This is a genomic window from Maribacter sp. IgM3_T14_3 (genome assembly GCF_049603095.1).
Lineage (GTDB): Bacteria > Bacteroidota > Bacteroidia > Flavobacteriales > Flavobacteriaceae > Maribacter.
The window spans coordinates 922,925-936,182 of sequence record NZ_CP187138.1 but is presented as its reverse complement, the minus strand read 5'-3'; the positions used below and the strand labels follow the sequence as shown (position 1 = coordinate 936,182).

The 13,258-nt window shown below is 35.5% G+C and carries 15 protein-coding genes; 11 read left to right on the top strand and 4 right to left on the bottom strand.

What is annotated here, in order from left to right; all coding sequences use genetic code 11:
- The first annotated feature begins 43 nt into the window (after positions 1 to 43).
- The 6 genes from ACPF9A_RS04320 to ACPF9A_RS04295 all read left to right on the top strand — a co-directional run bounded on the left by ACPF9A_RS04320 (position 44) and on the right by ACPF9A_RS04295 (position 5,483).
- Positions 44 to 787 (top strand): hypothetical protein, encoded by a 744-nt coding sequence (locus ACPF9A_RS04320; protein ID WP_424001985.1) that lies wholly within the window; start codon positions 44 to 46, stop codon positions 785 to 787.
- Complete coding sequence (locus ACPF9A_RS04315; protein WP_424001983.1) at positions 777 to 1,550, top strand: hypothetical protein; 774 nt, start codon at positions 777 to 779, stop codon at positions 1,548 to 1,550. The genes ACPF9A_RS04320 and ACPF9A_RS04315 overlap by 11 nt, the downstream gene beginning before the upstream one ends.
- Positions 1,551 to 1,601: 51 nt before the next feature.
- Positions 1,602 to 2,108, top strand: coding sequence for a DUF6702 family protein (locus ACPF9A_RS04310; RefSeq protein WP_424001981.1), 507 nt, complete (start codon positions 1,602 to 1,604; stop codon positions 2,106 to 2,108).
- A gap of 57 nt (positions 2,109 to 2,165) precedes the next feature.
- Entirely contained in the window at positions 2,166 to 4,478 is a 2,313-nt protein-coding gene (locus ACPF9A_RS04305; RefSeq protein ID WP_424001979.1) for a M1 family metallopeptidase, read from the top strand.
- A gap of 93 nt (positions 4,479 to 4,571) precedes the next feature.
- Positions 4,572 to 4,901, top strand: a complete 330-nt coding sequence (locus tag ACPF9A_RS04300; RefSeq protein ID WP_424001977.1) for a Sec-independent protein translocase subunit TatA/TatB — start codon at positions 4,572 to 4,574, stop codon at positions 4,899 to 4,901.
- A gap of 6 nt (positions 4,902 to 4,907) precedes the next feature.
- Complete coding sequence (locus tag ACPF9A_RS04295) at positions 4,908 to 5,483, top strand: phosphatase PAP2 family protein (RefSeq protein ID WP_424001975.1); 576 nt, start codon at positions 4,908 to 4,910, stop codon at positions 5,481 to 5,483.
- Here the strand turns inward: ACPF9A_RS04295 and ACPF9A_RS04290 are convergent.
- Entirely contained in the window at positions 5,446 to 6,087 is a 642-nt protein-coding gene (locus ACPF9A_RS04290) for an O-methyltransferase (RefSeq protein ID WP_424001973.1), read from the bottom strand. The genes ACPF9A_RS04295 and ACPF9A_RS04290 overlap by 38 nt on opposite strands.
- 64 nt (positions 6,088 to 6,151) lie before the next feature.
- Here ACPF9A_RS04290 and ACPF9A_RS04285 point away from each other — a divergent pair, with 64 nt between their 5' ends.
- The 3 genes from ACPF9A_RS04285 (at position 6,152) to ACPF9A_RS04275 (ending at position 9,185) form a co-directional block, all read left to right on the top strand.
- Positions 6,152 to 6,622: a GNAT family N-acetyltransferase gene (locus ACPF9A_RS04285; RefSeq protein WP_424001971.1), complete on the top strand. Its 471-nt coding sequence runs from the start codon at positions 6,152 to 6,154 to the stop codon at positions 6,620 to 6,622.
- Between the two features lie 65 nt (positions 6,623 to 6,687).
- Positions 6,688 to 7,956, top strand: coding sequence for a kynureninase (kynU, locus tag ACPF9A_RS04280; protein WP_424001969.1), 1,269 nt, complete (start codon positions 6,688 to 6,690; stop codon positions 7,954 to 7,956).
- An 80-nt stretch (positions 7,957 to 8,036) separates the two neighbouring features.
- Positions 8,037 to 9,185 (top strand): MFS transporter, encoded by a 1,149-nt coding sequence (locus ACPF9A_RS04275; protein ID WP_424001967.1) that lies wholly within the window; start codon positions 8,037 to 8,039, stop codon positions 9,183 to 9,185.
- Positions 9,186 to 9,191: 6 nt separating this feature from the next.
- Here ACPF9A_RS04275 and ACPF9A_RS04270 read toward each other — a convergent pair whose 3' ends face one another.
- From ACPF9A_RS04270 to ACPF9A_RS04260, 3 genes are all read right to left on the bottom strand, one after another.
- A complete protein-coding gene (locus ACPF9A_RS04270) occupies positions 9,192 to 10,358 on the bottom strand; it encodes a hypothetical protein (RefSeq protein ID WP_424001965.1) in 1,167 nt (388 codons plus the stop codon).
- A gap of 102 nt (positions 10,359 to 10,460) precedes the next feature.
- Positions 10,461 to 11,624: a hypothetical protein gene (locus ACPF9A_RS04265; protein WP_424001963.1), complete on the bottom strand. Its 1,164-nt coding sequence runs from the start codon at positions 11,622 to 11,624 to the stop codon at positions 10,461 to 10,463.
- A gap of 43 nt (positions 11,625 to 11,667) precedes the next feature.
- A complete protein-coding gene (locus tag ACPF9A_RS04260) occupies positions 11,668 to 12,348 on the bottom strand; it encodes a hypothetical protein (RefSeq protein WP_424001961.1) in 681 nt (226 codons plus the stop codon).
- Between the two features lie 78 nt (positions 12,349 to 12,426).
- Between ACPF9A_RS04260 and ACPF9A_RS04255 the strand changes: the two genes are divergently transcribed.
- Together ACPF9A_RS04255 and ACPF9A_RS04250 are read left to right on the top strand one after the other, a co-directional pair.
- Positions 12,427 to 13,053: an RNA polymerase sigma factor gene (locus ACPF9A_RS04255; protein WP_424001959.1), complete on the top strand. Its 627-nt coding sequence runs from the start codon at positions 12,427 to 12,429 to the stop codon at positions 13,051 to 13,053.
- Positions 13,053 to 13,244 (top strand): hypothetical protein, encoded by a 192-nt coding sequence (locus ACPF9A_RS04250; RefSeq protein ID WP_424001957.1) that lies wholly within the window; start codon positions 13,053 to 13,055, stop codon positions 13,242 to 13,244. Before ACPF9A_RS04255 ends, ACPF9A_RS04250 begins: the two co-directional genes overlap by 1 nt.
- The last annotated feature ends 14 nt before the right edge of the window (positions 13,245 to 13,258 follow it).

Here is a 13,258-nt window from a genome sequence, read left to right as displayed (position 1 = left end):
TAAATGCCCTAACATTGGGTATTATCAGTTTAAAAAACACTAAATGACCAAAAAAATACTTTTTTTACTCGTATTATTTATATCTGTATCAGGCTTTTCACAAGACGATACCAGACAACCATTAAGTGGGTCTGTAATTTACATGAACATTGGTGTGCCGAATGAAAATGTCGTCAATGCAACCACTGAGAGGGCTACAATTACCAATGATCAAGGTTTATTTCGAATCAATGTAAAAGTGGGTGATCAACTTGTTTTTTCAGCCGTTAACTATAATATTAAAGTCGTTACGGTAACCGAAGAAATTTTAGCTAACAATCGTTTGGTGGTGGAAGTTAACGAAAAAGTGACAGAGCTAGACGAGGTGGTAATTACCCCAGAACAGCAAGAGCGTTTTTTAGCCGTAAAGAACCAAGAGTTTAAAGAATTTGAATACGAAATTGACCGTGGTACCAAGGTAGATAATATCGCCATGACAGATGCTGAGAAGGGTATGCAAGACGGTCTAAATTTTGTAAACATATTTAGGGCCATTTTCAAATCGCAAAACGAAAATGTAGAAGAAGGTCCGAAATTAAAATTGAGCGAAGTGCTACGACAGGTTTACGATGATTCTTTCTTCGTGGTAGATTTAAATATACCTCAAGATAAAATTAATGAGTTTTTGTTTTACTGTGATGACAAAATGCCTGTTCAATCGTTACTAAAAAAGGAAAATGAATTTCAGTTGATCGATGCTTTGGTCAATAATAGTAAATCGTTTCTTAAAGGTTTAGATGAGAGGTAATCTCCTTTTATTTTTATTTTTATTTAGTGTTTTTTCATGGGCGCAAACAGGTGAGTATACCAAACTTGAAGGTAGGGTATATAGCGATGATGGTGATGTTGCCGCTACCCATGTAATTAATTTAACCTCGAACAGGGCTTCTATTACAGACGAAAACGGGTATTTTTCTATTCCCGTTCGACTTTTAGATACCCTTGAGTTTTCTGCAATACAGTACAAAAAGAAAATTGTAGTGGTCAGTATGGCAATTTATGAGAGTAAGCTGATATCTGTAGGTTTAGAAGATGCTCTGACCGAATTAGATGAAGTTACGGTAACACCCTATAATCTTAGTGGTAATTTGCTCAGAGACCTACCGACCTTAGATTTAGATCCAGTGGTAACCGCATCTACCTTGGGGCTGCCCAATGCATATGTAAAAATACCGACCAAGGCAGAGCGAGAGCTACAAGCCGCAACCGCAAACCCCATTATGAGTATGGATGCTTTGTTGAACGGAATTTCTGGTCGTACCAAAATGCTGAAGAATAGGGTAGAGCGAAATAATCTTTATAATAGAACAGAGCGGGTAAGAGACTTTTATGCCGATAGTGTTTATGTAAAACAGCTATCGATTCCGCTAGATAAAATAGACGATTTTTTATATTACTGTGAGGTCGACCCACGATTTCAAGAAGTTGTAGATACCCATAGCGAATTAGATATTTGGGAGTATTTACGAAAGAAAAGCCTGTTGTATAGAGAATATAATGCTTTAGATTAAGCTGATTATCTTTGGCATATGGTTTGTACACAAGATATTAAAAGGTACCAGATGAAACTAGTTAGAACTGCAGTGTTGTTTATGCTACTGCCACTTTTTGCTTTTACGGGCGCGCATAAATTTTACATAAGTGTCACCAATGTAGATTACTCAGAAAAAGATGAATCGGTACAAATAATTACCCGCGTATTTATTGATGATATGAATGCGGTATTAAAAGAGCGATACGGCATCATTACCAATTTGGGTACAAAAAAAGAATCGACGCTAGACAAAGAATATCTTGAGAAATACCTACGCGCCAAATTCTTGGTCGAAATAAACGGAGCAACTGCGAAGTATAATTTTATAGGGCATAAGTACGATACCGATATGGTTATTTGTTATTTAGAAGTGCCTAATGTTCCCCTTAAAACCTTAAAGCAAATTGGTATCGTAAACGAAATCTTGACCGATATCTATGATGACCAACAGAATGTGGTACATATGAAGGTAAATGGGAAGAAAAAGAGCCACGTACTTATAAAATCACATATTAAAGGAATGTTAAATTTGTAACAGATATTAAGATATCCCTATAAAAACTTTAAATTTCCGACACTAAATAACTAAAAAATGATGAGAGTAAAGTACGCATTTGCGTCAATTTTATTCCTTTTTACCGCCGTAACTTTTGCACAAGAGGCGATTACGATAGAAAAGGAACCTGGGCACACCAACCAGAGTAAGTTCAAACAATTATATGAAGAGTTTGCTACTCCGAATACCTACCGATCGGCATCAGGTGCACCTGGTCCTGATTATTACCAGCAGCAGGCAGATTATGTAATGGATATTCGTTTAGACGATAAGGATGCTAAAATATTCGGAACAGAAACAATCACCTACACTAATAATTCGCCAGATGATTTAGAGTATTTATGGTTGCAGTTAGATCAAAACATTAGAACAAAAGATTCTAAAGCTTTGTTGAAAAACGGAAGCGGAGTTTCTCTTGGAGATACACCAGAAAAGTTTGTCGGTACTTATATGACAGATTCTTTTGATGGTGGTTTTAATATCGATTACGTAAAAGACGGATCTGGTAAAGCATTACCATTCACCGTTAATTTTACGATGATGCGAGTAGATTTACCTACACCGCTTAAAAGTGGAGCGAAATATTCTTTTGATATTAAATGGAACTACAACATACCTGATCATACGGTAAACAGAGCTAGATCTGGGTACGAGTTTTTTGAGGAAGATGGAAACAGAGCATATGTAATCGCTCAGTTTTTTCCAAGAATGGCAGTATATAATGATGTAGAAGGATGGCAGAACCACCAGTTTTGGGGTAATGGCGAATTCGCACTTCCATTTGGTAACTATGAAGTAAATATTACGGTACCTGCAGATCATATTTTAGATGGTACAGGTCTTCTTCAAAATAGAAAAGAAGTATTTACAAAAGAAATGATGAGCCGTTACGAGCAAGCAAAAAAGTCATATGACAAGCCTGTAATTATAGTAACGCAAGCAGAAGCAGAAGCTGCAGAAAAAGGATTCTCTGATAAAACAAAAACATGGAAGCTGAAGGCAGAAAATGTTCGTGACTTCGGTTTTGCAACTTCTAGAAAATTTATTTGGGACATGCAAGCCGTTAAGTTAGGTAGCAGAGATATCATGGCGGTATCGATGTACCCAAAAGAAGGTAACCCATTATGGGAAGAGTATTCGACCAAAGCAGTAGCGCATACTTTAAGGTCGTACTCGTCGCATACGTTCGATTACCCTTACCCAAAAGCAATATCTGTACATGCCAAAAACCAAGGTATGGAGTACCCAATGATCTGCTGGAACTACGGTAGACCAAATACAGATGGTACATATTCTGATAGAACTAAATACGGAATGATCAGTGTAATTATTCACGAAGTAGGTCATAACTTTTTTCCAATGATCGTAAACTCAGACGAACGTCAATGGGGATGGATGGATGAAGGTTTAGATACTTTTATGCAGTATATGGCCGAGCAAGAATTCGGTGAAGCTTTCCCAGCAGCAATTGCGCCAAATGATAAATACCCGTCTCGAAGAGGTGATCCTGCGAAGATCGTACCTTACATGAGCGGAGATCAAAGTACGATTTCTCCGATTATGTCTAATCCTGAGAATGTATTTCAACTTGGTCCGAATGCATACGGTAAGCCGGCAACAGCATTGAATATATTGAGAGAAACTGTTATGGGGCGTGAGTTATTTGACCATGCTTTTAAAACGTATTCGCACCGTTGGAAGTTTAAGCACCCAACACCAGAAGATTTCTTTAGAACAATGGAAGATGCTTCTGCTGTAGATTTAGATTGGTATTGGAGAGGCTGGTTCTATACAACCGACTATGTTGATCTGGCCGTTAAGGATATCAAGAAGTATTATGTTAGCGATACCCCGAACAAAAAAATGAAAGCGTATTTATCTGAGCGTGGTATTCCAGAATCTAATTTAAAACCAATGGTATTTTTAGAGGAATATGACGATACCGATATTGTGGCTCCTGAATTAAAGAATAATTTACCATCAGAATCTTCTAAAACTTTAAAAGAGTTTATGATGGATAATATGACCGCAGCAGAAAGAGCAGCGATAAAAGAACCAAAGTATTTTTACGAAATAACATATAACAGTCCGGGTGGCTTACCAATGCCATTGATCGTTGAGTATACTTATGCAGACGGTTCGGTTAAGAATGTAACCTACCCTCCAGAAATTTGGAGAAAGAATAGCAAAGAGGTAAGTATGGTGATATCATCTGTTACTGAGCTAACTGGGGTTAACATAGATCCTAAAATGGAAACGGCAGATATTGACACCACAAACAATAGCTGGCCGAAGAAAGAGCAAGAGAGCGATTTCGATAAAATGAAGGACGGAATTAAAGGAGAATAATTAACAAAATATTTATTACAAAAAGCCTCGTATAACTACGGGGCTTTTTTAATTTTGGATACTAAACTTGTTTATATTTGTAGTATGATTGCTATGTATTCATTATTTATAAGTGGCGCAGAGATTTTCTTCATTATGTTTATCGTAGTGATGGTATTCGGTGCCGACAAAATTCCTGGTATTGCCAAGGGGTTGGGTAAAGGTATGCGTCAACTGAAAGATGCTACCGAAGATATTAAACAAGAAATTCAGAAAAGTGCCGACAAGCAGGGTATTGATACTAGTTTCGTAAAAGATATCAAGAAAGATATCGATGATATGAAAAAAGATATTAGCTCTGGCTTAGGTAATGACGTTAAAAAACAAATTAGCGACGTTAGCAAGAACATCAATGATGTAACGGGCAGTATCAAGAGAAAGTAACCTATTATGTTAGATAAGATTTTACAATGGGATCGAGATGCCTTTGTCTATCTTAACAGTCTTGGTATTGAGCAGTACGATATTTTTTGGTCTACGGTCACCAAATTTCCACCTTGGCTTCCCTTATTTGCATTTATTATAATTCTATTCTTTGTAAAGTTTCCGAAGCGAGAAGCTATAACTATGATTTTGACCTTATTGGTCATGGTTTTATTTGTGGCTACAGTAACAGATTTGACCAAAAATGTAGTGGCTCGGTTACGACCAAACAATGACGAAGAAATAAATACGTTGATTCGAATATTAAGAAGTCCGTCAGGTTTCAGTTTTTTCTCAGGTCACGCTTCATCTTCCTTTTCAGTCATTACAATAACGGTACTTTTTTTAAGACGGAAATTTAAATGGGTGTACCTATTTTATATCTGGCCTCTATTATTTGCGATGAGTAGAGTATATGTAGGTGTGCATTTTCCTATTGATTTAATGGTAGGTGCTTTAGTAGGTATATTTTCCGCTTGGTTGTTCTATAAATTGTACGGGGTACTTATTTTACCCTACTTAAAGTTAAACCATCGCGTATAGGCAGCAATACCGTTTCTAAAAGCGGATGCTCACTTAATTTCTTGTTATAGTCTAATAACACCTTCGTAGTAATATCTTTAGGGTCTAAGGGTTCTACCACTTTACCAGACCACAGTACATTATCAGAAAGTATAACAGAACCAGACTTGGTTTTTGGCAATACCGCTTCTAAGTATTTATCGTACTGTTTCTTTTCGGCATCAATAAAAATAAGGTCGAAAGTAACATTCATTTTGGGGATGATATCTAGTGCATTGCCCACATGCTGAATAATCTGAGACCCATAATCGCTTCGGTCAAAAAAGGAACGCTGTATTTGTTCTAGTTCAGCATTGACATCTATGGTGTGTAATTGTCCGTTTTTCGATAACCCTTCCGCAAGGCATAAGGCAGAATACCCGGTGTAGGTACCGATTTCAAGAATATTGGTCGGGTTCATCAATTTAGAAAGCAAGCTTAAAACACGACCCTGAAAATGCCCGGTAAGCATACGTGGTTGTATGACTTTTAAGTGCGTTTCGCGCGTAAGCTCCTGTAATAATTTAGGTTCGCCCTGTGAATTATCGGCTAAATAGCTTTCTAAAAGAGGTGATAGAAAATGCATGCGTTTCTTTTTGCAAAAATAGGGTTTTAAGCCTTAATTTAATGGACTGTAAAGAAGTAGAGCGATGAATAATGAAATTACGATTAGAGAAGCAATAAAAAGTGATATACCTATTTTGTTGCAACATGAGCAAGAAGTGGTGAAAGCAGAGCGCCCGATGGACCCGACAATTAGAGATGGCGGAGTAAAATATTACGATTTAGATGCTTTGATGGATAACCCTAGAGCAACAATTATGGTTGCATGTGATGGCGATAAAATTGTGGCCACCGGTTATGCGTTAGAAAAACCGGCAAGAACCTACTTGGATCATGAGACTTTTGCTTACTTAGGTTTTATGTACACCGATCCCGAATATAGAGGTAAAGGTATAAATGGTAAAATTGTAAGTGCCTTGCAAGATTGGTCTACAAACGCAGGTTTAACTGAAATTCGATTGCATGTATATACTGAGAACGAGCCTGCGATAAGAGCTTATGAGAAAAAAGGATTTGAAAAGCATATGATAGAAATGCGTTTAAGAACAGAATCGTAGTGCCCATTTATTCAATAGAGCTTATAAAATTATAGGCTTATGATTACTTTTATACAAAATTAGCTATGGAATTTAAAAATACGTTGGCGTTTGCACAATCTTTAGATGCAAAAGACAACTTAAAAACATACAGAGATGAGTTTCTTTTTCCGAAAATCAACGGGAAAGAAGTTATCTATTTTACAGGAAACTCACTAGGACTACAGCCAAAACGAACCAAGTCTTTTATAGATGAGGTGATGAAAGTTTGGGCAGAATTAGCCGTAGAAGGGCATTTTTATGCAGAGAAACCATGGTGGGACTATCATGAGCGTTTAGCAGCACCATTGGCAAAAGTGGTTGGTGCATTGCCAGAAGAAGTTTCGGTAATGAATACCTTGACCGTTAATCTTCATTTGTTGATGGTTTCTTTCTATAACCCAACAAAGAAGAGATTTAAGATCCTGTGCGAAGAAAAAGCATTCCCAAGTGATCAATATATGTTTCAAAGTCAGGTTCGCTTTCATGGTCTTGATCCGGAAGAAACGATTATTGAAATTAAAAAGCGCGATGGAGAACATCACTGGAGAACTGAAGATATACTTGAGAAAATTAATGAATTAGGTGATGAGTTAGCATTAGTTTTAATAGGCGGAGTAAATTATTACAATGGTCAGGTAATGGATATGGAAACCATTACAAAAGCCGGAAAAGCCGTAGGCGCCAATGTAGGCTGGGATCTAGCGCATGCCGTAGGTAATGTAGAATTAAAATTGCATGATTGGGATGCAGATTTTGCATCGTGGTGTAGTTATAAGTACATGAATAGTGGACCAGGTAACGCGTCTGGAATTTTCGTGAATAAAAAGCACCTGAACAAAAAAGATATTCAACGGTTCGAAGGATGGTGGGGAACGAAGAAAGAAACTCGTTTTCTTATGAAGCCAGAATTTGAGCCAATGGAAAATGCAGATGCTTGGCAAATAAGTAATGCACCTATATTATCTGTGGCACCTTATTTAGCTTCGCTTACGATGTTCGAAGAAGTGGGTATGCAAAAGTTGATTGAAAAGAGAAAATTAATCGTTTCGTATCTGGAGTATATTTTACACGAAATAGATAAAGAAGTAGATAGCTCTTTTGAAATTATTACTCCCGAAGATAGAGGTTGTCAGTTATCTGTGTTTTTACACGGACAGGGAAAATCTCTGTTCAATTATTTAATGGAAAACGGCGTAGTAACCGATTGGCGCGAACCAAACGTAATTCGTTTGGCACCGGCACCTTTTTATTCAACCTACGAAGATATGTACCGTTTCGGACAAATTTTAAAAGCGGGAGTTTTAGCAAATTAAAATTTTGTAGAATTTAGAGAATAGAGAATAGAAAATAGATTTTTTTTAAATTTTAACGGACAACGGACAACGAATAAAAAGTGAAGTCATTACGATTAATTTTAGGCAATGCTAGATACTTCGGTCCCTCGTGGGTTTTCGCAAGTATTAATATTCTTTTTGGTACATGGGCAATCTATATACCAGCTGTAAAAGATGCTTTAGAAATCAGTAAATCTGAATTAGGGATAGCTATTTTCTTTTTGGCTTTGGGGGTGTTTACTGTTTTTCCTTTTGCTTCTGGTATCATCAATAGTTTGGGTGTAGGTAAAGCCACTTTTTATGGCGTGTTATTAAGTTGCGCAGCTGCAATGTTGCCGTTGCTGGCTCCGAATTATTATGTACTAATGGGAGCTTTATTTCTATTTGGGGCAGCTAATGGAATTACCGATATTTCGATGAATACTTTGGTGACGGAGATTGAGAAAAAAGATAAAGTGAAATTCATGGCAGCTTCACATGGTTTTTTTAGTCTTGGCGGAGTATTGGCAGGTTTAGGTAGTTTTTTAATTGGTCCGTTATCAAATCCCGTATTACATATGACTATTGCGGTGTTATTGGTTTTGTTGGTCAATTTAAAATTCAGGAACTATTATTTTACCGAAGTAGCCGCAGAAATCGAAAATGAACCATTTAGTTTTGGTTTGCTAAAACCATTGTTGCTTTTGGGACTTATTTCTTTTATGGCAATGGGCAGTGAAGGGGCTATTGTAGATTGGAGCGGATTGTACCTAAAAGAAATTGCACTGGCACCAGAAGCATTGTGGGGATTAGGGTTTTTAGGTTTTCAAGTTACCATGACTTTGGGTCGCTTTTTAGGCGATGGTATCAGCGATAAAATTGGTTCGGTGAAAATAGTTGCGTTAGGGGCTATTCTCGCAATACTGGGTTATTTTTTAGTTCTTACCGGAAATATCAATTTTAGCATCATAGGTTTTGCCCTGAACGGATTAGGTTTTTCAGTAATGGTGCCCGAAGTATTTAGAATAGGAGGGAATGTAAAAGGAATAGATTCTTCTAAAGGAATTGCATTCATTGCAGGAGCAGGATATGCAGGATTTTTGTGTGCCCCACCAATTTTAGGGTTTTTGGCAGAGCATTACAGTCTAAGTAGAAGCTTTGTAGTACTGCTAGTATGCGCATTCTTAATTCTATTATTTACACTTTTACTAAAAAGAAAAAAGGCGTAGCTCTACTTAGTTTTTAATATTACTCCGGATTTTAAATTCGCTGTTGGGGTCTTGTACTTTTTCAATAAAATCTACCATCTCATCTGTTAACAGTAATTGGTTTTGTGCATTCCAATAACTCTCGTCGTAGGGGTAGTTTATTTTAAATAGATCTTTTGAGGTGCTTACATTTTTCTTGACATCAAAATCGCCTTCATTATCTGAAGTGGTTAGAATAAAAGAAACATCGTAGTATGAAGTGTATGATTGTTGCTCATCAGTCAATTCAACTTTTACATCGTATTTGGCAGATGCTATATGATACTTATTATTTTTAGAGGATTTGGAAAGTGATATTTCTTTTTCTATCGTAACTGTTCTATATCTTGTTCCTCCATCTTCTTTATAGGGATTATTTTTGTAATTAAAAGTCATGTAAATCCTTTCTATTGCATTGTTTTCAGTATTAATGATATAATGTCCTTTTACTTCTTCATTATCAAATTCAGGCTTGGTGTGAAAGCTTAGATTTATTTTATTGCCATTCTCGAAAGTCGATTCGGTTAAATCAAAAGCATCTCCTGTGGCATTCATCGGAGTGAAGTTCATGAATAATTGGTAAAAAGTTTCGAAGATGAAATACACTTGTTTTTCGTCTTTTACCAATCCAACTTTACGCATATTGGTCAACTCAACTTTAAAATCTTTTTTGTCTGGATCAATTTCTTTAGTGTATAAGAGTGTTCTTCTTTCTAGCTTTCCTTGTATATCCTGTATTCGTGTAATTTCACCATTATATCGCAATACACCTCTCAATAAAAATTTCTCTTGATAAGGGTAAGTAGGATAATTGGATTCAATAGAATCCCTTACTTTCTGCCAAAGTTTCTTTTTATTGGTAACTGTAACTTCATTTAATTCTAATACACTTTTATTAAGATAGATGGTATCCTTTACTTTTTGAGAAGTGGTTATTAGTTTATCATAACCAACTCTGTAAACAATAACAGAATCTGAGCTAGAAGAGAACTGAAAACGCCCATCAGCATTGCTCATGGTATGGTCTTTACTATTGTAAATTCCAACAAATTCTAATGGAGCATTATCTGAACTATCCAAAACAATAGCGCTAGTGCTGTATTGAGAATGGCTGAAAATAGAAAATAAAAAAAGGAAGAAGAATGGAAGTTTCATAGTATAGTTGATGAAGATGAAGTACATCAAATTTTATACCAATATATTTAATTTTTAGCCGAAGACTAATGTGAACTGTCGACGAGTAATCTTTGCTATTAGTTATTTATTTTTAAGGTTACTGCTAATTTTGAAATCGTTTTGTGGGTCTTGTACTTTTTCAATGAAGGCGGTCATTTCATCAGTTAAAAGTAATTGGTTCTGTTCATTCCAGTAGCTTGGGTTATATGGGTAGTCTAATTTAAAGAGGTCTTTGGTAGCACTCGTATTTTTTGTCACTTCAAAATCCCCGAAATTATCTGAAGTCATTAATACAAGATTTAGGCTGTGATTTGCCTGATATGATTTCTCTTTATCTGTGATAATAACATTAAACTCTATACTTCCAGAATTAACATGGTAAAGGTTTTTGTTTCTATCTTTTTTAAAAAAAACGTGCTGTTTTGTATAGTTGGTTCTATAAAGTGCCGATTTATTGGTGTTAAAAAGCCCTAATTTATTTAAGATTTCACACTTAAATTCTGAGATTGCAAGATTGTTAGTTTCTAAAATATAATATCCTGTAATTTCTGTTGAGTCAGAGAGTTTAGAAAACTCGACTTTTATATTCTCACCATTATTAAATTCGTTTTCAGAAATATCATATTTTGATTCGGTTATTTTAATATCAGTAAGTGAGTTGTAAATTGATTTCAATGACGGAAAAATTAGATAGATATCTTTGGCATCATTTTTTAAACCTAACTTTCTCATATTAGTTAGTTCTACAATAAAGTCTTTTTTTGATTCCTTAATTGTATCATCTGTGAACATGTTCTTGATAGATAGCTTGCCGGTTATATCTTCAATTCTATGCATCTCGCCATTGTACTTATTAATTGCACGAAGCATAAACTTCTCTTTATAGGGTTCAGCGCTGTAGTTCTTATTTAGAGATTCGTAAACTTCTTGTAGAATTGATTTTTGATTTGTTACCACTACCTCATCTAATTCTAAAACACTCTTTTCTAATAAGATGGTGTCTTTTAGATTGCTAAAACTAGCTTTAATTGTTTCATACCCAGGTCTGTAAATTGTAACAGAATCTAATGATGATGAAAACTGAAACCTTCCGTCAGCATTGGTCATCGTATGGTCTTTACTATTGTAAATACCAACAAATTCTAATGGAGCATTATCTGAACTATCCAAAACAATAGCGTTAGTGCTGTATTGGGCATAGCCAAAAAAAGAAAAAAGGAGTAGTGTGAAAAGTGGAAATTTCATAATTGGTGAGTTAGTTCTGAACAATATCAAACTCCGTACCGAATTATTTCACCTCTACACCTGTAAAGAAAAGAGAGAAATCAGCATCTGGTCTTTTGTGCATCATGCTAATATTCAATCCGTTTATCGTTTTATAGTCTTCCCAGCTGGTAGTCATATTAGGTTCAGACTGATTTTCTTTTCTGTAAACCCATTCTTTGATAATAAAATCATCACCAAAATAATAATCGTAAGCATCACCGGGCGTGTAACCACCTTCATTGTTGTAGACCGTAGTTAATTTATGCATAGTAGCTTTGCTTATTGGCGCTTCTATATTTTCTGTAAGCTTGTGTGTAAAACTATTTTGGTCCCATACCAATTGGTAAGGTGCTAGTAGCCAAAATTTATCATTTACGAATCCGCCATCGGTTGCGATCATGGTGCTATCTACTGATTTTCTGTTATAGGTAATGGTATCTTGTCTGGTCATCATGGTAACTTCGTTAGACGATGTTTTCCATAACCAAGTACGTTCAAAGTGCTCGTCATCTCGATCTACATTAAAGGTAAACTTGATATTTTGTACATCTTTCCAGTTTTCGAATCCGTTTGCATTTGCGATTTTTTCAAGAACTGTCAATTCCGTATCTTCGGCAACAGCAATCGTAGGCTTTTTTTGGTCGGTTTTACATGCTGTAAAAACACTTGATATAAAAACGGAAAGAATAATTAATTTTTTCATTTTCAGCAGATTTTCAAGTAAATATATCAATTACAGTATCTTTAACCTACTTTTATTTTTTGTAAACCATCTATCAAAGTGACATTTCTTAAAAAGCTATGTTTTATTATTATTGGAAACCAATTCAATGAAAAAAGGGTTTCTAGTGGTAAAAACAAAGAATTTACCGATTTAGAGTTAGTAGAACGCATTGTATCTAACAATGACTCTATGCTCTTTGGTGTGCTCTATGATAGGTACTCGAAATTAGTTTACAATAAGTGCTTGGGGTTCGCAAAATCGAACAAAGAGGCAGAAGACTTGACCCAAGATATATTTCTAATGTTATATGTTAAGCTTGGTTCGTTTAAAGGGAATTCAAAATTCTCTACCTGGTTATATTCTTTTACCTATAATTTCTGTGTCAATTATGTCAACAGAAATAAGGAACGAAAAATAAATGATAATTCGGTTAAATTTGATGTGCAAGAAGATGTGCCTGTAGAGGTAACCGATGATTTGTTATTGCAAATGCAAGTCGATAAACTTAAAAAAGCATTAGAACTTATTGCTCCAGAAGATAAAACGATACTGCTGTTGAAATATCAAGATGGAGCATCGATAAAAGAATTAGAAGATATTTTAGAGCTTAAATCAAGCGCTATTAAAATGAGACTAAAAAGGGCAAAAGCCAAGGTTACTGAAATGTATAAAACCCTAAACTGATGTTAGAACAGAACCAAAATCCATTTAAGAATTTAGACGGGGACCTAAAAGACGTTCCGCCAGAACTACGTAAAAAAGTTATGGACGACGTTGCTACGGCTAAATTGATAATGGAATTATCTGGTCTGTTTACGGGTAGTTTTGCCTCAATAATAGAGGGTATGTTACAGACTAAATCTAAAACTAAATAAAAATAAAGTAGCAC